19 protein-coding genes and 1 pseudogene are annotated in these 18,937 nt (G+C 63.3%); 13 read left to right on the top strand and 7 right to left on the bottom strand.

The window, feature by feature from the left end:
- Positions 1-451: 451 nt before the first annotated feature.
- Genes asd through ACYCFC_RS13845 form a run of 3 tightly spaced genes read right to left on the bottom strand, consistent with a single transcriptional unit; the run spans position 452 to position 3,729 of the window.
- Entirely contained in the window at positions 452-1,351 is a 900-nt protein-coding gene (asd, locus tag ACYCFC_RS13855) for an archaetidylserine decarboxylase (protein WP_459651955.1), read from the bottom strand.
- 11 nt (positions 1,352-1,362) lie between these two features.
- Positions 1,363-2,178, bottom strand: coding sequence for a rhodanese-like domain-containing protein (locus ACYCFC_RS13850; protein ID WP_459651954.1), 816 nt, complete (start codon positions 2,176-2,178; stop codon positions 1,363-1,365).
- Between the two features lie 45 nt (positions 2,179-2,223).
- Positions 2,224-3,729, bottom strand: coding sequence for an HDOD domain-containing protein (locus ACYCFC_RS13845; protein WP_459651953.1), 1,506 nt, complete (start codon positions 3,727-3,729; stop codon positions 2,224-2,226).
- A gap of 171 nt (positions 3,730-3,900) precedes the next feature.
- On the opposite strand from ACYCFC_RS13845, the gene motA reads away from it, so the two are divergent.
- A complete protein-coding gene (gene motA / locus ACYCFC_RS13840) occupies positions 3,901-4,752 on the top strand; it encodes a flagellar motor stator protein MotA (RefSeq protein WP_181086583.1) in 852 nt (283 codons plus the stop codon).
- 6 nt (positions 4,753-4,758) lie between these two features.
- Positions 4,759-5,733 (top strand): flagellar motor protein MotB, encoded by a 975-nt coding sequence (motB, locus tag ACYCFC_RS13835; protein ID WP_459651952.1) that lies wholly within the window; start codon positions 4,759-4,761, stop codon positions 5,731-5,733.
- A 216-nt stretch (positions 5,734-5,949) separates the two neighbouring features.
- Here motB and rsgA read toward each other — a convergent pair whose 3' ends face one another.
- The gene (gene rsgA / locus ACYCFC_RS13830; protein WP_459651951.1) at positions 5,950-6,972 is read right to left on the bottom strand and encodes a small ribosomal subunit biogenesis GTPase RsgA; all 1,023 of its coding nucleotides are present in this window, start codon (positions 6,970-6,972) and stop codon (positions 5,950-5,952) included.
- Positions 6,973-7,095: 123 nt separating this feature from the next.
- On the opposite strand from rsgA, the gene ACYCFC_RS13825 reads away from it, so the two are divergent.
- Positions 7,096-7,890, top strand: coding sequence for a class I SAM-dependent methyltransferase (locus ACYCFC_RS13825; RefSeq protein ID WP_459651950.1), 795 nt, complete (start codon positions 7,096-7,098; stop codon positions 7,888-7,890).
- Positions 7,891-7,929: 39 nt separating this feature from the next.
- Complete coding sequence (orn, locus tag ACYCFC_RS13820; protein WP_181086587.1) at positions 7,930-8,472, top strand: oligoribonuclease; 543 nt, start codon at positions 7,930-7,932, stop codon at positions 8,470-8,472.
- A 194-nt stretch (positions 8,473-8,666) separates the two neighbouring features.
- Here orn and ACYCFC_RS13815 read toward each other — a convergent pair whose 3' ends face one another.
- Positions 8,667-9,308 carry an oxidoreductase gene (locus ACYCFC_RS13815; protein ID WP_459651949.1) on the bottom strand — a complete coding sequence of 214 codons (642 nt, stop codon included), beginning with the start codon at positions 9,306-9,308 and terminating at the stop codon, positions 8,667-8,669.
- Between the two features lie 136 nt (positions 9,309-9,444).
- Positions 9,445-9,570, bottom strand: a pseudogene (locus ACYCFC_RS13810) (MaoC family dehydratase); the annotation flags it as partial.
- A 185-nt stretch (positions 9,571-9,755) separates the two neighbouring features.
- Here ACYCFC_RS13810 and ACYCFC_RS13805 point away from each other — a divergent pair.
- The 3 genes from ACYCFC_RS13805 to ACYCFC_RS13795 all read left to right on the top strand — a co-directional run bounded on the left by ACYCFC_RS13805 (position 9,756) and on the right by ACYCFC_RS13795 (position 11,577).
- Positions 9,756-10,118, top strand: a complete 363-nt coding sequence (locus tag ACYCFC_RS13805) for a CidA/LrgA family protein (RefSeq protein ID WP_181086589.1) — start codon at positions 9,756-9,758, stop codon at positions 10,116-10,118.
- A gap of 5 nt (positions 10,119-10,123) precedes the next feature.
- Positions 10,124-10,834: an LrgB family protein gene (locus tag ACYCFC_RS13800; RefSeq protein ID WP_459653997.1), complete on the top strand. Its 711-nt coding sequence runs from the start codon at positions 10,124-10,126 to the stop codon at positions 10,832-10,834.
- A gap of 152 nt (positions 10,835-10,986) precedes the next feature.
- Entirely contained in the window at positions 10,987-11,577 is a 591-nt protein-coding gene (locus ACYCFC_RS13795) for an LON peptidase substrate-binding domain-containing protein (protein WP_459651948.1), read from the top strand.
- Between the two features lie 4 nt (positions 11,578-11,581).
- Here the strand turns inward: ACYCFC_RS13795 and ACYCFC_RS13790 are convergent, their stop codons facing one another.
- Complete coding sequence (locus tag ACYCFC_RS13790; protein ID WP_459651947.1) at positions 11,582-12,898, bottom strand: bifunctional DedA family/phosphatase PAP2 family protein; 1,317 nt, start codon at positions 12,896-12,898, stop codon at positions 11,582-11,584.
- Positions 12,899-13,090: 192 nt separating this feature from the next.
- On the opposite strand from ACYCFC_RS13790, the gene ACYCFC_RS13785 reads away from it, so the two are divergent.
- The 6 genes from ACYCFC_RS13785 to rodA are packed head-to-tail and all read left to right on the top strand — an operon-like array spanning position 13,091 to position 18,914.
- A complete protein-coding gene (locus ACYCFC_RS13785) occupies positions 13,091-14,356 on the top strand; it encodes a glutamate-5-semialdehyde dehydrogenase (RefSeq protein WP_181086593.1) in 1,266 nt (421 codons plus the stop codon).
- Positions 14,356-15,015: a nicotinate-nucleotide adenylyltransferase gene (nadD, locus tag ACYCFC_RS13780; RefSeq protein ID WP_459651946.1), complete on the top strand. Its 660-nt coding sequence runs from the start codon at positions 14,356-14,358 to the stop codon at positions 15,013-15,015. Before ACYCFC_RS13785 ends, nadD begins: the two co-directional genes overlap by 1 nt.
- Positions 15,016-15,029: 14 nt before the next feature.
- Complete coding sequence (gene rsfS / locus ACYCFC_RS13775) at positions 15,030-15,389, top strand: ribosome silencing factor (protein ID WP_459651945.1); 360 nt, start codon at positions 15,030-15,032, stop codon at positions 15,387-15,389.
- Positions 15,390-15,396: 7 nt separating this feature from the next.
- Entirely contained in the window at positions 15,397-15,864 is a 468-nt protein-coding gene (gene rlmH, locus ACYCFC_RS13770; protein WP_181086596.1) for a 23S rRNA (pseudouridine(1915)-N(3))-methyltransferase RlmH, read from the top strand.
- An 18-nt stretch (positions 15,865-15,882) separates the two neighbouring features.
- Positions 15,883-17,772, top strand: coding sequence for a penicillin-binding protein 2 (mrdA, locus tag ACYCFC_RS13765; RefSeq protein WP_181086597.1), 1,890 nt, complete (start codon positions 15,883-15,885; stop codon positions 17,770-17,772).
- Positions 17,769-18,914 (top strand): rod shape-determining protein RodA, encoded by a 1,146-nt coding sequence (rodA, locus tag ACYCFC_RS13760; protein WP_459651944.1) that lies wholly within the window; start codon positions 17,769-17,771, stop codon positions 18,912-18,914. The genes mrdA and rodA overlap by 4 nt, the downstream gene beginning before the upstream one ends.
- The last annotated feature ends 23 nt before the right edge of the window (positions 18,915-18,937 follow it).

Genomic DNA, 18,937 nt, shown 5'->3' with positions numbered 1-18,937 from the left:
CGCAGATTGTCTTCAGCGCTCAGTCAGAAGTGCTGACTGAGCTTCACGCATTAGCCTTCTCTTTGGTATTAGATTGACATCATGGTTTGGCCATCATAGCGGACATGATGGCCTTTAACAGCCCGAGGCGATCACCGGTCAGGGCGATCGCGCCATGCGCTCAAAGAGCCGAAAAAAGCGCTGGAAAGCTGGAGGCTGAACGACAAGCGATCCAGCTTCGAGCGCACATGGCGTTTTTCGTCCAGCCTCCAGCGCTTTTATCGAACGAAACGCCATAGTGCGATCGCCCTGGATCAGCGGTGTAGCCGCTCAGAACCTGTTTAAAGTCTCGCGAGCTAGAGCAATGCAAGGCAAAAACAGGCGAGGACGCGGAGTTTACAGCTGTAAATGAGCAGTCCGAGCCTGTTTTTAACGCAGCAGTGCCGACGCGCAGCAGACTTTGAACAGGTTCTCAGGGCGCCTGATCGATTTCCACCGCAACAGCCGGCGCCACCGGTTTGCTCTGGCCCAGGCTTTCGCCCATGCAGACCGGGGTCAGGGCGGTCAGTTCTTCGGCCCAGCGCACCTGCTCCGGCCCGAACAGCAGGATGACGGTCGAGCCGAGTTTGAAGCGGCCCATCTCGGCGCCTTTTTCCAGGTGAATGGGCGCGCGTGCCGCCTCATCGTAGCGGGTGGTCCTGAGGCTGCGCTTGGGCGGTGTGACCAGCCCGGCCCAGACGGTCTCGATGCTGGCGACGATCATTGCGCCAACCAGCACCATGGCCATCGGCCCGCGTTCGGTATCGAACAGGCAGACCACGCGCTCGTTGCGGGCGAACAGCTCCGGTACGCCCTCGGCGGTCACGGTGTTCACCGAGAAGATGCGCCCAGGCACATAGACCATTTCACGCAGGGTGCCGGCCAGCGGCATGTGTACGCGGTGATAATCCTTGGGCGACAGATACACGGTGGCGAAATCACCACCCATGAAGGGCGCGGCACGTTCGTGGTCGCCGCCGAGCAGCTCCATCACGCTGTAGCTGTGGCCCTTGGCCTGGAAGATGCGGCCCTGGTCGATTCTGCCGAGCTGGCTGATGGCGCCGTCGCAGGGGTTGAGGATCGCGCCGGGGGTCGGGTCCAGCGGGCGGGCGCCGTCTTTCAGGGCGCGGGTGAAGAAGGCGTTGAAGTGCTCGTAGGCAGTCGGTTCCTCGATCTGCGCCTCGTGCATGTCTACCTTGAAATGACGGATGAACCACTTGATGAAGGTGTTCTTCACCCAGGGCAGGCGGCATTCGGCGAGGCAGCCGGCCAGGCGCGAGATCAGGTGGTGCGGCAGCAGGTACTGACTGAGAACGAACAAGCGATCTTTCATGGATGACCTTTTCATTGCTGGATCGGCGTATCGGGCAGGTTGCCCCATTCGCCCCAGGAGCCGGCATAACCCTTGACGCGCGGATAGCCCAGGGCCTTGGCCAGCAGGTAGGTGAAGCCGGAGCGATGATGCGTCTGGCAGTGGGTGATGATTTCCTTGTCAGGGCTGATGCCGAGTGCCTGCAGCTGTTCGGCAATGTCCTCGCGGATGCGCAGGGCGCGGGCCGGGTCCATGGCGGCGGTCCATTCGAAATTGACTGCGCCGGGAATATGGCCGGCGCGCGCCGCCAGGGCCTTTTCGCCACGGTACTCCTGCGGCGAGCGGGCATCCCAGATGACCAGGTCATCGGCACCGAGACGGCTTTCGATATAGTCGCGGGTTGCGCTGGGGGCGTCATCGAGCGCAAGGCTTGCGCGCGCGTCGATGGCCGCGGGCACGTCCTGGGACAGGTCACGCTGCTCGGCCAGCCAGGCGTGCAGGCCACCGTTGAGGTAGTGGTAGCGATGATGACCGATGACATCCAGCAGCCAGATGAAGCGTCCGGCCCAGCCACCGCCCTCGTCGTCGTACACCACATAAACGGCGTCCGGGTGGTGGCCCAGTGCGCCGAACAGGGCTTCCAGGCGGGCTTTTTCCGGCAACAGCCCCGGCGCTGGCGGCTGGCCGAGCTGGGTCGACTTGGGATCGACGAAGCGGGCGCCGGGCAGATGGCCCGCGGCGTAGCGCGACGGGCTGGTCAGATCGACGAGGATCAGCTCGGGAGCCCCCAGGCGCTCGGCCAGTTCGGCAGGTTCGATAACCAGGGGCAGTGGAGTGAAGACGGACACGGCAAGTCTCGATCGGGCTGGAAGGGCGAAGTCTAGCGAAAAAGCTCAGCGCCCGCGCTTGCTGAACGTCGCCAGGGCGCGCTCGATGCATTGCACGGTTTTACCGAATGCCTGCAGGCTCGTTTCACTGAATTCGCTGTTGCCCTGGTCGGCCACCACCAGCATGACGACGCGGTCGTCATGACCAATCGAGCGCAGCAGCAGGTGCGAGCTGTGGAACAGCGTCTTCAGCGCCCCCGGCAGCATGGCCGAAAACTGCGCCACGTTATCGGGCTTCAGGCGCAGCAGCGCCGGCTTCTCCAGCAGTCTGCGCAATACCTGGCTTTGTTCGGGCTCCAGAACCAGGCGAGTCGCCGATGGCGCAAGACCGCTGGCCTGCTGGGCGATCAGGCGCTGTTGCTTGCGGTCGACGAGCATCAGCAGTACGCGCTGCATCCCGGTACAGGTCAGGGCCTTGCAGGCGGTTGCGGTCAGTTGCAGGACATTGTCGTAAGGGCAACGCTCGCTCAGCAGTTCGCGGCAATGCTCGCGCCATGCCGCCAGGCTTTCGCCGCTGGGCAAGCCAGGCGTTCTGGCCAGCTGGAAGCGGCTCCCGGCGGGCCATAGCAGCGCCTGGGCGGGATGCCAGAGGTCGGTGGGGCCTGTTTCTCTGGCGCTGTTGACGGCTTGCTGATGAACCATCTGTTGCAATTCATTCAGCGGCACCTGCAAGTAAAGTCCGGTAAGACGCTGCCAGCGCAGAGAGTGCGTGTCGCTCCAGCTATGATGCGCCGACAGGGCCAGGCCATTGGCGAGCAGAATGGTATTGCTCGGCAGTGTGAGCCAGCGGCGCAGTTGCGGATCGGCATCGAGCATTTGCTGCTGGTGCAGGGGGTGTTCATTGTCGCGGGCAATGTGCAGCGCCCTGATCAGCATGCGGCGGTTGCCATTGAGTATCCGGTAGCCCTGGGCGATCCACTCGGGCAGCCCCCAATGGCTGGCCAGGCTTGCACAGAGTTCCGGCAGCGACACGCCCAGTATGTCCTGTTCGACCCGTGCTACCGGCTCACGCCTGACCAGCACGCGCTGCTCCCAGATATCCAGAAGCTGCGGATAGGCCGCGACCAGTGTCCATGCAGGGGAGAGAAACAGCAGGCTGCTCCAGTGGATTTCTTGCCAGAGGCGCGCCAGGCGTGCGGCGAACAGGCCGTTGGCCTGTTGGCTGGCGTGGCGACTGATCAGGATGACTTGCCGCAGGGCAGGGCAGATATCCTGGGCATGAACCGGTGGAATGAGCGCGAACAGGGCTTCGGCACGTTTCAGGCCGATACGGCTGAGCGCCACCTCCAGGCTTTCCGCAGGGCTGGCGGCGTGACGATTGGCGTCACGAATGACCGTGAGCGCCATCACCGGGCTTTGCTGGATCAGCTCGGCAATCTGGCCCATGGACAGGCTGCTGTCGCGCAAGGCCTGCTGAACGCTGGCATGGACGTCGGCAAAAGCAGGCAGCACGATGGCATCCAGGGCCTTGATCCAGGCCGCAAGCGTGCGCGGAAATAAATTTGTGGTCATTTTGCTACCGAACTGGCTTTTCGTCGGGACGACCTTTAGTCTGGCGCAAAAGTTCCGATAACCCGAATAATTCTTTTCATGCTCCCGCCTGTGGTCCCAAGTTCGAGTGCGCGAAAGTGGCGCGGTCCGTATTCGGGTGCCTCTGTGTCAAGGCTCTAGACGTATCTCTTTATGGTAAAAATTCTCGGCATCATCGTAGTCTTCGCCAGCGTATTCGGTGGTTTCGTGCTGTCTGGCGGCAAGATCGGCGCGCTCATTCATCCCTTTGAAGTGCTGATCATCGGCGGCGCGGCGCTTGGCGGTTTTCTCCAGGCCAATCCTGGCAGTACCAGCAAAATCGTTTTCAAGAAATCGCTGCAGATGTTCGGCTCCAGGTTCAGCCAGAAGTATTACCTGGAAGTGTTGAGCCTGCTTTACGAAATCCTCAACAAGAGCCGTCGCGAGGGCATGATGGCCATCGAGGCGGATCTCGAGGAGCCTGCGGCCAGCCCGATTTTCAGCAAGTATCCGGCCATTCTCAAGGACGCGAGAATGACCGAGTTCGTCTGCGATTACCTGCGCATCATGTCGTCCGGCAATATGGCTCCGCATGAGCTGGAAGGCCTGTTCGACATGGAGCTGGCCAGCCTCAAGGAAGAGCTGGAGCACCCATCCCACGCCGTGGCCCGAGTCGCTGACGGCCTGCCGGCGATGGGTATTGTCGCCGCCGTGCTGGGCATCGTGATCACCATGTCGATTCTCGCCGAGGCCGACAACGCCATGATCGGCTACAAGGTGGGTTCCGCTCTGGTCGGTACCTTCCTCGGGATTCTCGCCTCCTATGGCTTTTTCGGCCCGCTGGCGGCGGCGCTCGAGCACGATGCCAAGGAAGAATTGAATCTGTACGAGGGCATCAAGGCCACGCTGGTTGCTTCCGCTTCCGGTATGCCGCCCACCCTGGCGGTGGAGTTCGGGCGCAAGGTGCTGCTGCCTGCTCATCGACCGAGCTTCATGGAGCTCGAACAAGCCATGCGCGGTAACTGACGCGCGATGGACAATAACCAGCCAATTATCGTCAAGCGGGTCAAGAAGACCGCCGCTGGCCACCATGGCGGCGCCTGGAAGATTGCCTTTGCCGACTTTGCGACCGCAATGATGGCGTTCTTTCTGGTGATGTGGCTGATGTCATCGGCCACGCCGGAGCAGAAACGCGCCATTTCCGGTTACTTCCAGGACCCCATCGGCTTCACCGAGAGCGCAAGTCCTTTCGTCATCGATCTGGGCGGTACGCCCACACCGGCACCGGACCGGACCCTCAACGACCAGCCGGACCCAGCCATCGAGCAGAAGCCCTCGTCGCTCGATGACGATCAACTGGAGGGGCTCTCCGAACAGATGGAGCGCGAACGCCTGAATATCGTGCTGCAGGAGTTGCAGAACAAGATCGAGGAAAATCCCGACCTGACCCGCTTCAAGGATCAGATCCTGTTCGAGATCACCCAGGACGGCTTGCGTATCCAGATCGTGGATGCGGCGAATCGACCGATGTTCGCCCTGGGCAGCGCCCAGCTGCAGCCGTACTTCGAAGACATTCTGCTGGCCATGGCCGATACCATCCGCGCGATTCCGAACAAGATCAGCATCAGCGGGCATACCGACGCCAAACCCTACGTCGGCAACCGTGACTTCGGTAACTGGGAACTGTCGGCCAGCCGCGCCAACGCCGCCCGGCGCACGCTGGTCGCTGGCAGCTATCCGGAGGAACAGATCGCCCGAGTGGTGGGTTATGCATCCTCGGCGCTGTACGACCGCGAAGACCCGTTCAACCCGATCAATAGACGCATCGACATGCTGGTTCTGACCAAGAAGGCGCAGCGCAGCATCGAAGGAGAACAGTCCGAGCAGGGCACGCCTGCGACGGAAGGTTCGAGCGAAGCCGCATCGCCCTCCGAACCGCTGCAGCCGACCCAGCTGCGTGAACGGTTGAATATCTTCGAGGAAGGGGTGCTGAACTTCGAGGAGTAGATCGGGGCACGCTTCACAGGCCCGGTGAGCAGGCTGGCAGGCGCTGGTCTTGCTCGTTGGCTCGTGCTTTTTTCCGTCGGATTATGCTTCGGGTCGTCGGATTACGCCTTTGGCTAATCCGACCTACGAAAAACGTGACACCGTGCTGTCGCAGGTCGGGTCACGCTTCACCGACCCGACGAGCGGATTGAAAAGCAGCTCAAGCCTCAAGCATGTTCATTCCGCCAGCCCGCTGAGAATGTACCGATAGCTGGCCATGCGCTGTGGCCGGATGCGGCCTTCGTCGAGGGCCTTGAGCAGGGCGCAGCCGGGTTCGCGGTCGTGCTTGCAGTCGCGGAAACGGCAATGTCCCAGCAGGTCCTGGAACTCGATGAAGCCCGCTTCCACATCGGCTCGGCTGACGTGTCCGAGGCCGAACTCGCGGATGCCGGGAGAGTCGATCAGCTCGCCGCCACCAGGGAAGTGGAACAGCCGTGCGGTGGTGGTTGTATGGGTGCCCTTGCCGGTCAGCTCCGACAGCGGCCCGACGCGGGTGTCGACGCCAGGCAGCAGGCTGTTCACCAGAGACGACTTGCCGACCCCGGATTGCCCGACGAACACGCTGACGTGGCCGTCGAGGCGCGCCCTGAGCGCGTCCATGCCGGCGCCCTCATGGGCCGAGACTTCCAGTAGCGGATAGCCCAGGGTGCGATACACCGAAAGCAGCGCCTCGAGCGCCGCTTCATTCTGTGCATCGATCAGGTCCGCCTTGTTCAGCAGCAGCAGAGGCGTGATGCCGGCGTGCTCGGCAGCGATCAGATAGCGGTCGATGAGGTTGGCATGCGGCTCCGGCAGCGGAGCGAAGACGATCACGATAAGGTCGACATTGGCCGCCACCGGCTTGAGCTGGCCGCGGCTGTCGGGGCGGCACAGTTCGGAATGGCGCGGCAGCTGCGCGACGATGACGCCGATGCCCTGATTGCCGGGACGCCAGACGACCTGGTCGCCGGTTACCAGCGCCGGCAGATTGGCGCGCAGATGACAGCGAAAAACCTGCCCGCGCTGCTCACCATCCTGTGCCTCGACTTCGACCTGCACGCCGAAGTGAGCGATGACCAGGCCGGTCTGCTCCGGTCCCAGATCGCCGCCCTCCAGCTCTTCGACCACGCGCGATTCCCGGCGGGCTGCTCGCGCGGCGCGCTCTTCCTGGATTTTCTCGATGCGCCAGTTTTGCCGGCGGTTGAGTTGGCGTTTGGCCATTTGCGTGGTGTCCAGGCTGGAAGATCGGGCGATTCTAGCATGCAGGAATTGAGCGCCGCGGGACTGTATGTGGCGCTCCTGGCCCGCTAGACTCGGCGGCTTCCCGTGCTGGTACGAATGCCCATGCCCGCCTTTTCGTTCACGAGGTTTCCTGCGTTGCTGGCCCTGGTCAGCCAGCTTGCGGGGTTGCTGGTCACCTGGCTGCTGCTGTTGCTGCTTGCGCGACTGGCGGCATGGCCGGTCAGTCTGCTGGTGGCGGCCTGCGTACAGGGTGTGCTGGCCGCTTTGATCGGACAGCTGTGCGGCCTGTCGCGTTGGTGGCTGCCGATCAATCTCTGCTTCGTGCCGGCTCTGGTGCTGCTGCAGGATCATTCGCTGCCGCCCTGGCTGCTGTTGTCCGGTTTCGTCGTATTGCTGCTGCTGAACTGGAATGCGCTGTTCGAGCGCGTCCCGCTTTACCTCACCGGCTCCGCCGCCGAGCAGCAGTTGAGCCGGCGGCTGGCCCTGCTGCCTCAGGGGTTTCGCTTCATTGACCTGGGCAGTGGTCTTGGCGGTACGCTGCTGCGGCTGGCCAAGGCTTATCCGCATGGGCATTTCGTCGGGGTCGAAACCGCCCCGCTGGCTTTTGTCCTGTGCCGCCTGCGCTGCCTGCTGCAGCCCAATTGTCGCGTGTATTTGCGCAGCTTCTGGCGTGAGCCGCTGGATCGATACGATGTGGTCTATTGCTTTCTTTCCCCGGCGCCGATGCCGGCCCTGTGGGACAAGGCCTGCGCCGAGATGCGAGTCGATGCGCTGCTGATCAGCAACAGCTTCGAGGTGCCGGGCGTCGAGGCCGAGGAGATGCTGCCGCTGGATGACTGGCGCCACTCGCGACTGTTGATCTGGCGCCCGGGCCGTCGCGCTCATGCGAGCGGCTGATGGGCTGTTAGACTGCACGCCACCTTCAAGGAGCCCACCATGCACAACCCGCAGAACCTGATCTGGATCGACCTGGAAATGACCGGTCTGGACCCGGACCATGACGTCATTATCGAGATGGCCACCATCGTCACCGACAGCCAGCTCAATGTACTGGCCGAGGGGCCGGTCATCGCCATTCATCAGAGCGATGAGATACTCGCCGGCATGGACGAATGGAATACCCGCCAGCATGGCGGCTCGGGGCTGACCCAGCGCGTGCGCGAGAGCCGGATCAGTACCGAGCAGGCTGAAGCGCAGACGCTGGCGTTTCTCGAGCAATGGGTGCCCAAGGGCAAATCACCGATCTGCGGCAACAGCATCTGCCAGGATCGGCGCTTCCTCTATCGGCGGATGCCGACGCTGGAGGCCTATTTCCATTACCGCAACCTCGACGTCTCGACCCTCAAGGAGCTGGCCGCCCGCTGGGCTCCCGAAGTGCTCGCGAGCTTCAAGAAGGGCGGCACGCACCTGGCGCTGGATGATATTCGTGAGTCAATCGCGGAATTGCGCCATTACCGCGAGCATTTCATCAAGGGTTAAAAGCCGATAGAAGCGCTTGAGGCTGGAAGGCTGGACGAGAAGCAGCTTGAAGCTGGAAGTAAAAGCAGAACGAGCTTGACGATACTTCGCTGCCGCCCCGCACGCTGTCCAGCGTCCAGCGTCCAGCGTCCAGCGTCCAGCGTCCAGCGTCCAGCGTCCAGCGTCCAGCGTCCAGCGTCCAGCGTCCAGCCGCTTTACCGCCCCAGCCTTCTCAATTCGTCCGATTCGACCACCCGTGTGCCCTTGTCGTCTTCCAGTGCGAGACGCCAGAGGGCGCGGGCCAGGGTGCAGGCCGAGATACCCCGGTATTTTCCCGGTAGCAGATAGGAGAGCGGGGCGGTCAGGCGTTCCACCGGTCTCACCTCCATGCGCGGGCCGAGCAGTTGCGAGGGGCGGGCGATGGTCAGCTGGGGCCAGTTCTGGGCGCGCAGGGCGTTTTCCATCTCGCCCTTGACCCGGCAATAGAAGATCGAACTGTCCGCACTGGCGCCCAGGGAGCTGATGACCAGAAGATGCCGGACGCCCAGTTCGCGGGCGTGTCTGGCGAAATTCACCACCAGATCATGATCGACGGCACGGAAGGCGTCCTGGCTGCCGGCTTCCTTGAGCGTGCTGCCCAGGCAGCAGAAGGCGGTATCGAAGCTGCCGCTCAGCTGCGGCAGTAGCGCTTGCAGCGGCCCGACCGGGTTGTGCAGGCGTGGATGTTCGGCCAGCGGCTTGCGACTGGGCGCCAGGACGCTTTCGACGGTGGGTTCATTGAGCAGGCGATCGAGCAGGTGCTCGCCGGTAAGGCCGGTGGCGCCGGCAAGCAAAATGCGCTGGGGCGTCAGATACATGGTTTGGCTTCCTGTGGCGATCAGTCGGTGTGGGCCGCGTCGGTCGCTCCGTTGCTGGCCGGTTCCCGCTCCGATAGTGGTCCGGCCTGCTGCCATTGGGCAAGCCCCGAATGTATCGCTCGGCTCTCCTTCTGCCTCAGAGGATGCAGAGCGCCAGTGTCTCGGCAATATAGGCGAGTTTTTCCTCGCCTTGGATTTCCATCATGACACGGGCCTTGAGCAGCCACTGGCCGGGATTCCTCTCGTTGGCGTCGGGCAGCGTGCCTGCGGCATAGGTCCTCCGGGGTTGTCGTTCTGTTTGCCTGCCAGATCAGCACGCAGATGATGTCGAATCCAACCAGACATGCCTGCTGCGAATATCGGTGCATAGATCTGCGCGGCGTGATAGCTGAACGTCATCATGGCGGGCTGCTTATACTTGCGTTTTCCTGTTTCGGAGGTTCTCCCATGCTGCTACGCGGGCTGACCTGGCTGGTGCTGTTCCAATTGCTCGGCACCGCACTCAATGTGCTCTTCATGCCGATGCTGCCGGGGCCGATCATCGGTTTGCTGCTGCTGTTCGTGGCGTTGCTGATCCGCGGTAGCGCGAGTGAATCGCTGCAGCTCGCGGCCAGCAGCCTGTTGCGTTATCTGCCGCTGTTGCTGGTGCCGCCAGCGGTTGGCGTGATGGCCTATACCCAGGCGATTCTCGATGATTTCTGGGCCATTGTCGGCGTGCTGGTGCTGTCGCTGGTGGTGTCTCTGGTGTTTACCGGCTGGCTGATGCAGCTGTTGATCCGCCGCCAGCAGCGCAAGAGGGCGCGCACATGATTGCCTTGCAGTGGCAGGCGGCCTGGGAGGCGGTGATTCATCATCCGCTGTTCGGTGTGGCCATCACCCTGGCGGCCTTCCAGCTGGCCTTCGCCGCCTATGAAAAGACCCGCTGGGTCTTTCTGCAGCCGGTGCTGGTGTCGATGCTGCTGGTGGTGGGCACTCTGCTGGTCTGTGGCATCGGTTATGAGGAGTACCGGTTCAGCGCGCAGATGCTTACCGTCCTGCTGGGGCCGGCCACGGTAGCCCTGGCGGTGCCGCTGTACCTCAACCTGCGGCGGATTCGCGAATTGTTCGGTCCGATCATGCTGACGCTGCTGATAGCGGGCGGCGTGGCGACGGCGCTGGGCATGGCGCTGGCCTGGGCCTTCGGTGCCGAGCGGATGATCCTGATGACGCTGGCGCCCAAGTCCGTGACCTCGCCCATCGCCATGCTGGTGGCCGAGCAGATCGGCGGGGTGGTGGCGCTGGCTGCGGTGTTCGTGATGATCACCGGCATCATCGGAGCGATCTTCGGTCCGGAACTGTTGCGCCGCTTTGGTGTTCAGCATCCTGCGGCGCGTGGTATGGCGCTGGGTCTGACCGCGCATGCCGTGGGCACCGCCCAGGCGTTGCAGGAAGGTGACGAGTGCGGCGCGTTTGCGGCACTGGCGATGAGCCTTATGGGTGTGATGACGGCGGTGTTGCTGCCGTTGGCCGTGATTTTTTGGCTGTAACAGGCCGTTGAAAAACTACCTGCGTTGGCAATACTGCGTTAAAAACAGGCTCGGAATGCTCATTTAGACCACTAAACTCCGCTTCCTCGCCTGTTTTTGTCTTGTCTTGCCTGCCTCGCCTACGTTTTTCAATGGCCTGATAAGGAGATTTGATGAAGCTGCCGCTGTTCCCCCTCGATACCGTGCTGTTTCCCGGTTGCATGCTCGATCTGCAGATCTTCGAGGCGCGCTATCTGGATATGGTCAGTCGCTGCCTGAAGGCGGGGCACGGCTTTGGCGTGGTGCGTATCATCGAGGGCAGTGAGGTCGGCGCGGCGGCGAAGGCGTTTGCCCGGACCGGTTGCGAGGCGCTGATCCGCGACTGGCAGCAGCGCCCCAATGGCCTGCTGGGCATTCGCGTCGAGGGCGGTCGGCGTTTCGACGTGGGGGCGAGCGAGGTTCAGCCTGATCAGCTTGCCCTGGCCGAGGTCGATTGGCGTAGCGAACCTGATGAATTGCCGCTGGCCGAGCAGCATGCCGAACTGGCCAGCCTGCGCGAAGCGCTCGGCCAGCATCCGATGGTCGAGGCCCTGGGCATGGGTGGGACGGCTGGGGGGCAGCGATCCCTGGCGTATCAGCTGGGCTATCTGCTGCCGTTCCAGCCGGAACAGAAACTCGAACTGCTGCGTCTGGATGATCCGCTGCGCCAGCTGGAGTGCATTCAGCTATGGCTGGAACAGTTGCAGGGTGAGGGCGCGCAGTGAGCGATCAATAGCGGTACAGCTGCATGCCCTCCGGCAATGTCCACAGCGTGAGCGCCCCGATCAGGCCCAGCGTGGCCGGCAATATCAGCCACCAGATCCTGGGGGGCAGCGTGTCCAGCGGCGTGCGCCATTGCACGATGCTCAGGCTGGCCGCGCAGACCGTCGCCGCCAGCAGTGCGCCGGCAATCACGTCGGTTGGCCAGTGCACGCCGAGATAGACCCGTGACAGCGCGATGGCGGTGGCGGGCAGGGCCGCCAGCAGCACCCAGGTCAGGCGCAGTCGAGGTGGCTGGTCGCGTCCGGCCAGAACGCCGAGAGTGAGAAAGAAGGCGAAGGCCGCCGAACTGTGTCCGCTGGGAAAGCTGAAGGTGTCGAGGGGTTCGAGCAGTATTTCCGGGCGTATCCGTGCAAATGCGGCCTTCAGTGCGCCGTTGGCCAGCGCCGTGCCCAGAAGGGTGAGGATGGCGAAAGCCGCCGCGCGCCACTGTCTGCCGAGAATCAGCAGCAGGCACAGCAGGACGGCAGCCCAGAGTTGGGTGTGGTAGTCGCCGGTACGCGTCACCAGCACCATGAAACGGTCGAAGATCGGGCTGCGCTCGCCCTGGACCACCGTCATCAGGCCTTCATCGAACTCCACCAGGTGTGGCCAGCCGAAGAGCAGGCCCAGCAGGATCAGCGTGCCGAAAAGCGCCGCCAGCGGGCTGACCCAGCGCAACTGGCGCAGGCTGTAATGCGTCACGCCGCCGACCAGCAGCAACAGGGCTGCGAGGATGATGCCCGCTTCGCCCCAGAAGCCCTCCGGCAGTGGCAGGCGCACGGCGGCGCCGGCGGTCCAGCCTGGGAGCAGATAGGCCATCGACCAGCCCGCCGCTGCCGCCAGGCTGACCAGCAGGAAACGTCCGAAAGGCATGTCGAGCATGCCTGCGGTGAGCGGCAGCATGGGCCGCAGCGGACCGATGAAACGCCCCACGAGCAGGCTGGCGACGCCGTAGCGAGCGACATACAACTCGGCACGGACGAGCCACTCGGGATGGTTGCGCAGGCCGCGCAGGCTGCGGATGCTCTGGTGATAGCGGCGCCCCAGCGCGTAGGACAGCAGATCGCCGAGCAGTCCGCCGACGAAGCCCAGCAACAGCGTTTCGCCGAGCGTCAGGATGCCGCTGCCGGCGAGCGCGGCCAGGGCGAACAGCAGCACGGTGCCGGGTAACAGCAGGCCGACCACCGCCAGGCATTCCAGGCAGGCCGCCAGAAACAGGATCAGGCCCAGCCACTGCGGGTAATCGGCCAGCCAGCGGGCGAGAGGGGCGAGCCATTCGGGCATGGGGCTTTTCCTTGGGTCGGGAGGGTTTCGACCCGCTCGGAAGTGGACTGGTTTCAGGCGCGAGATGATAGCGCCAGCGCCTGTCGAGGCACGAGACCGCAACGTGCGGTACCGTTCGAGCGCTTCGCTGTGCGCAGGCGGCGCGGGAGGGCTATAATCTGCCGCTTTCCCTTCATTCAGGCCAGCCAGACAATGACCGAGTCCGTACTCGATTACATGACCCGCCTTGGTCGCGCCGCGCGCGAGGCGTCACGCGTGCTCGCGCGCGCCTCCACCGCGCAGAAGAACAGGGCGTTGCATGCCGCGGCGGCTGCACTGGATGCGGCACGCGACGAACTGATCAGCGCCAACCGGCAGGATCTCGACGCCGGGCGCGCCAATGGCCTCGACGAGGCCATGCTCGATCGCCTGGCGCTGACCCCGGCGCGTATCGATGACATGATCGAAGGCCTGCGCCAGGTCGCGACCCTGCCGGACCCCATCGGCGAGATCCGCGACATGCGTTACCTGCCCTCGGGCATCCAGGTCGGTCGGATGCGCGTGCCGCTGGGTGTGGTCGGGATCATCTACGAGTCTCGGCCCAACGTGACCATCGACGCGGCCAGCCTGTGCCTCAAGTCGGGCAACGCCACCATCCTGCGCGGCGGCTCCGAGGCTATTCACTCGAACCAGGCGATTGCCCGCTGCATCCAGCTGGGCCTGGCCGAGGCCCAGCTGCCGGCAGCCGCGGTACAGGTGGTGGAAACCACCGACCGTGCCGCTGTCGGTGCACTGATCAGCATGCCCGAGTTTGTCGATGTCATCGTCCCGCGCGGCGGCAAGGGCCTGATCGAGCGCATCAGTCGTGACGCCAAGGTACCGGTGATCAAGCATCTGGACGGCATCTGCCATGTCTTCATCGATGTGGCGGCGGACCTGGACAAGGCCATCCGCGTCGCCGACAACGCCAAGACCCAGCGCTATGCGCCGTGCAACGCCATGGAAACCCTGCTGGTACATGACGCAGTTGCAGCGCGCGTGCTGCCGCCGCTGGCTGCCATCTACCGCGACAAAGGCGTTGAATTGCGCGGTTGCCCGCGCACCCGCGAACTGCTTGGCGACGCCGTGCTGGTCGCCAGCGAAGAGGACTGGAGCACCGAGTACAACGCGCCGATCCTGTCGATCCGCGTGGTCGACTCATTGGATGAAGCCATCGAGCACATCAACCGCTACGGCTCGCAACATACCGATGCCATCGTCACCGAGAATTTCAGCGATGCGCGGCGCTTCATCACCGAGGTCGATTCGGCGTCAGTGATGATCAATGCCTCGACGCGCTTCGCCGATGGCTTCGAGTATGGCCTGGGCGCCGAGATCGGCATCTCCACCGATAAGCTGCATGCGCGCGGCCCGGTTGGTCTGGAAGGCCTGACCAGCGAGAAGTACCTGGTCTTCGGCGACGGTCACGTGCGTACTTGATGGATTCGACTCGCACACCACGGCGCATCGGCCTGCTCGGCGGTACCTTCGACCCCGTGCATATCGGCCATTTGCGCGGGGCGCTGGAGGTGGCCGAATACCTTGGGCTGGACGAGGTTCGACTGTTGCCCAACTTCCGTCCGCCGCACCGCGAAACGCCCAGTTGCTCGGCGCAGGATCGCCTGGCCATGGTGCGCCTGGCGGTGGACGGCCTGCCGTTGCTGGTGGTCGATGCGCGCGAGCTGGAACGCGACAAGCCGTCCTACACCATCGATACGCTGGAGTCCTTGCGTGCCGAACTGGCCGAAGACGACCAGCTGTTTCTGATCGTCGGCTGGGACGCCTTCTGCGGTTTGCCTGGCTGGCACCGCTGGAACGAGTTGCTCGAACACTGCCATATCCTCGTCATGCAGCGTCCGGACGCCGACAGCGAAGCGCCAGAAGCCCTGCGCGATCTGCAGGCGGCGCGCAGCGTCAATGATCCGCTGGCGCTGACCGGCAGCGGTGGGCAGATCGCCTTTGTCTGGCAGGCGCCTCTCGGGGTGTCGGCCACGCGAATCCGTCAATTTCTGGCCAGTGGCCGCTCGGTGCGTTTTCTGGTGCCCGACGCCGTCCTGGCTTATATCAATGCGCACGGACTCTACCGGGCGTCGAACTGAGGTTGTTTCAAGTTATGCAGAATGAATCTTTGGTCCAGCTGGTCGTGAGCGCCCTGGAAGACCTGAAAGGCAGCGACATCACCACCATCGATGTGCGCGACAAGACCAGCGTCACCGATTTCATGGTGATCGCCAGCGGTACCTCCAGCCGTCACGTGAAGTCGCTGGCGGACAACGTACTCGAGAAGGTCAAGGAGCAGGGCGTGCGCCCGCTCGGCAGCGAGGGGCTGGACGGCGGCGAGTGGGCGCTGCTCGATCTGGGCGACGTGGTGGTGCACGTGATGCAGGTGCCGACGCGCCAGTTCTATGACCTCGAACGTCTCTGGCAGGGCGCCGAGCAGAGCCGCGCACAGCACGCGGGCGAACAGGAATAGTCCAGCCGTGCGGATCAAGCTGATCGCGGTAGGCTCGAAGATGCCGCGCTGGGTCGAGGATGGCTGGCACGAATATGCCCGGCGTCTGCCGTCCGAACTGCCGCTGGAACTGCATGAAATATCCCTCAACACACGCGGCAAGAATGCCGACGTGGCACGGTTGATTCGCCAGGAAGGCGAGGCCATGCTGGCCAGGGTTCAGCCGGGCGAACGCATCGTCACCCTCGAAGTGACGGGGCGGCCCTGGAGTACCGAGCAGCTGGCGGCTGAGCTGGAGCGCTGGCGGCTCGATGCACGCAACGTCAACCTGATGGTGGGCGGCCCGGAAGGGCTGGCGCCTGAAGTCTGCGCGCGTAGCGAGCAGCGTTGGTCGCTGTCGCCGCTGACCCTGCCGCATCCGCTGGTGCGTATTCTCATCGGCGAGCAGATCTACCGTGCCTGGACATTGCTGTCAGGGCACCCTTATCACAAGTGAAGTCAGTAATAGCCCAGGATGTCCCAGCCGATTCCCCTGAAAGACCACGAAAAGGATGCCCAGCTGGTGCGTCGACGGGTAATCGTGGGCGGGCTGCTGGTGCTGGTGATGACCGCTGTGCTGATCATGCGGATGTACTACCTGCAGGTGGTGCAGTACGAGCATCACTCGACGCTGTCGGAGAACAATCGCGTTCATGTGCAGCCCATTCCGCCCAATCGTGGGCTGATCTTCGATAGAGATGGGCGGATCATCGCCGATAACCGTCCCAGCTTCAGCCTTACCGTGACCCGCGAGCGTGCCGGTGACTGGCGCAAGACGCTGGATACGGTGGTCGAGGTGCTGCAGTTGTCCGCCGAGGAGCGCGAGCTGTTCGAGAAACGCGTGCTGCAGGGGCGACGCCCCTTCGAGCCGGTGCCGATCATGTACGAACTGTCCGAGGAGCAGATTGCCCGTGTCGCGGTCGATCAGTTCCGGCTCCCTGGGGTCGAGGTCGCGGCGCAGCTGGTCCGTCACTATCCGCAGGGAGAGCATTTCGCTCACTCGGTCGGCTATGTCGGTCGCATCAACGAGACCGAGCTCAAACAGCTCGATTCGGTCAATTACAGTGGCACGCACCATATCGGCAAGACCGGTGTCGAGAAGTTCTACGAGGACTCGCTGCATGGCCGGGTCGGCTACGAAGAGGTCGAGACCAACGCCCGTGGCCGCGTGCTGCGGGTGCTCAAGCGCACCGATCCGATTCCCGGCAAGGACCTGACGCTGACCCTCGACCTGGAACTGCAGGAAGCGGCCGAGGCCGCGCTCGGCGGACGTCGTGGCGCGGTCGTAGCCCTGCAGCCGGCCACCGGCGAGGTGCTGGCGATGGTCAGCCAGCCGAGCTTCAACCCCAATCTGTTCGTTACCGGCATCAGCTTCAAGGCCTATGGCGAACTACGCGACTCGATCGACCGCCCGCTGTTCAACCGTGTACTGCGTGGCCTGTACCCGCCGGGCTCGACCATCAAGCCGATGATGGCGGTGGCCGGTCTCGATACCGGTGTGGTCACCGAGAAGAGCAAGGTGTTCGATCCGGGGTTCTTCCAGCTGCCGAACGTGAAGCACAAGTATCGCAACTGGAACCGTGGCGGCGATGGCTGGGTCGATCTGGAGCTGGCCATCGCCCGTTCCAACGACACCTACTTTTACGATATGGCCCACAAGATGGGCATCGACCGGATGCATGACTACATGACCCGCTTCGGCATCGGCCAGCGGGTATCGCTGGACATGTTCGAGGAAACCGCCGGCCTGATGCCCTCGCGCGACTGGAAGCGCGCACGCTATCGCCAGGCCTGGTATCCGGGTGAAACGGTGATTCTCGGCATCGGTCAGGGTTACATGCAGACCACGCCGCTGCAGCTGGCCCAGGCGACAGCGCTGATGGCTACCCAGGGCAAGTGGATTCGGCCTCATCTGGCGCGGCGTATTGAGGGCGAGTTGCCGATCGACCCGCAGCCGTTGCCGGATATCGAATTGCGCGATCCGCGCTACTGGGATGCAGCCATCAATGGCATGGAGCAGGTGATGCATGGCGCACGCGGCACAGCGAGAAAGGTCGGTGATATGTCGCTGTATCGCATTGCCGGCAAGAGCGGTACAGCGCAAGTGGTGGCGATCAAGCAGGGCGAGCGCTATGACAGTGGCAAGCTCAACGAACGCCATCGTGACCACGCCCTGTTCGTCGCCTTCGCGCCCGTACACGATCCGCAGATCGCCGTGGCGGTGATGGTGGAGAACGGCGAATCGGGCTCCGGCGTCGCGGCACCGGTGGCCAAACAGGTGATGGATGCCTGGCTGCTCGATGAATACGGGCAACTGAAGGCCGAGTACGCGCTCCCCTTGAGCGCCGAGGCAGGCAAGCCATGAGCGGGACTTTCGACCGAACGCTTTCGTCCACCGATGTGATGCGCCGCCGCGCGACACTGCTGCAGCGCATGCATATCGATGGTGTGTTGCTGTTGCTGTTGCTGTTGCTGGCGACAGGCAGCCTGTTCATCCTCTATTCGGCCGGCAGCAAGCACTGGGAGATGCTGATCAAACAGGCCACTTCGTTTGGTATAGGCCTGGCGGCCATGCTGGTCATCGCTCAGTTCGAGCCACGCTTCATGGCGCGCTGGGTGCCGCTGGGCTATCTGGCGGTGGTGGCGCTGCTGTTCGGGGTGGAGTTCTTCGGCTACACGGCGATGGGCGCGACCCGCTGGATCAATATCCCCGGCGTGATTCGCTTCCAGCCGTCGGAATTCATGAAAATCATCATGCCGATGACGATTGCCTGGTATCTGTCTACCCGTGCGTTGCCGCCCGGCGTCAAGCACACGGCCATCAGTCTGTGTCTGATCCTGGTGCCTTTCGCGCTGATCCTCAAACAGCCGGATCTGGGCACTGCATTGCTGGTGATGGTGTCCGGCGCCTTCGTGCTGTTTATCGCCGGCCTGCGCTGGCGCTGGGTTTTCGGTGCGCTGGCGGCGCTGGTGCCGGTTGCCGTGGGGATGTGGTATTTCGTCCTGCACAACTATCAGAAACAGCGTGTACTGACCTTTCTCGACCCGGAAAGCGATCCGCTGGGCACCGGCTGGAACATCATCCAGTCCAAGGCTGCAATCGGCTCGGGCGGCGTGTTCGGAAAGGGCTGGCTGCTGGGCACCCAGTCTCATCTGGATTTTTTGCCCGAAAGCCATACGGACTTTATCATTGCCGTCCTGGCCGAGGAGTTCGGCCTGGTTGGCGTCTGCCTGCTGCTGCTGGTCTATCTGTTGTTGATTGCGCGCGGCCTGATCATCACGGTCCAGGCGCAGACGCTGTTCGGCAAGCTGCTTGCCGGTGCGCTGACCATGACATTTTTCATTTATGTTTTCATCAACATCGGTATGGTCAGCGGGCTGCTGCCGGTAGTGGGTGTGCCGCTGCCCTTTATCAGTTTTGGTGGAACGTCATTGGTGACCCTGCTGGCGGGGTTCGGGGTTTTGATGTCGATCCACACCCATCGCAAGTGGATCGCGCAGGTTTAGAGTGAATGTCTTGAAATCACTAC

The sequence above is a fragment of the Stutzerimonas sp. NM35 genome (genome assembly GCF_054604355.1).
Note: the sequence above shows the minus strand (reverse complement) of the source record. Positions and strands in the feature narration are given on the sequence as shown.

Bases quoted from the DNA above. Each gene is read 5' to 3' on its own strand.
- ACYCFC_RS13825 (WP_459651950.1), top strand. From the start codon at position 7,096: ATGCCCGCCTTTTCGTTCACGAGGTTTCCTGCGTTGCTGGCCCTGGTC.
- ACYCFC_RS13785 (WP_181086593.1), top strand. From the start codon at position 13,091: ATGACCGAGTCCGTACTCGATTACATGACCCGCCTTGGTCGCGCCGCG.
- mrdA (WP_181086597.1), top strand. From the start codon at position 15,883: ATGTCCCAGCCGATTCCCCTGAAAGACCACGAAAAGGATGCCCAGCTG.
- asd (WP_459651955.1), bottom strand. From the start codon at position 1,351: ATGAAAGATCGCTTGTTCGTTCTCAGTCAGTACCTGCTGCCGCACCAC.
- rsfS (WP_459651945.1), top strand. From the start codon at position 15,030: ATGCAGAATGAATCTTTGGTCCAGCTGGTCGTGAGCGCCCTGGAAGAC.
- nadD (WP_459651946.1), top strand. From the start codon at position 14,356: ATGGATTCGACTCGCACACCACGGCGCATCGGCCTGCTCGGCGGTACC.
- rsgA (WP_459651951.1), bottom strand. From the start codon at position 6,972: ATGGCCAAACGCCAACTCAACCGCCGGCAAAACTGGCGCATCGAGAAA.
- motA (WP_181086583.1), top strand. From the start codon at position 3,901: ATGGTAAAAATTCTCGGCATCATCGTAGTCTTCGCCAGCGTATTCGGT.
- motB (WP_459651952.1), top strand. From the start codon at position 4,759: ATGGACAATAACCAGCCAATTATCGTCAAGCGGGTCAAGAAGACCGCC.
- ACYCFC_RS13815 (WP_459651949.1), bottom strand. From the start codon at position 9,308: ATGTATCTGACGCCCCAGCGCATTTTGCTTGCCGGCGCCACCGGCCTT.
- rodA (WP_459651944.1), top strand. From the start codon at position 17,769: ATGAGCGGGACTTTCGACCGAACGCTTTCGTCCACCGATGTGATGCGC.
- orn (WP_181086587.1), top strand. From the start codon at position 7,930: ATGCACAACCCGCAGAACCTGATCTGGATCGACCTGGAAATGACCGGT.
- ACYCFC_RS13845 (WP_459651953.1), bottom strand. From the start codon at position 3,729: ATGACCACAAATTTATTTCCGCGCACGCTTGCGGCCTGGATCAAGGCC.
- ACYCFC_RS13790 (WP_459651947.1), bottom strand. From the start codon at position 12,898: ATGCCCGAATGGCTCGCCCCTCTCGCCCGCTGGCTGGCCGATTACCCG.
- ACYCFC_RS13795 (WP_459651948.1), top strand. From the start codon at position 10,987: ATGAAGCTGCCGCTGTTCCCCCTCGATACCGTGCTGTTTCCCGGTTGC.
- ACYCFC_RS13805 (WP_181086589.1), top strand. From the start codon at position 9,756: ATGCTGCTACGCGGGCTGACCTGGCTGGTGCTGTTCCAATTGCTCGGC.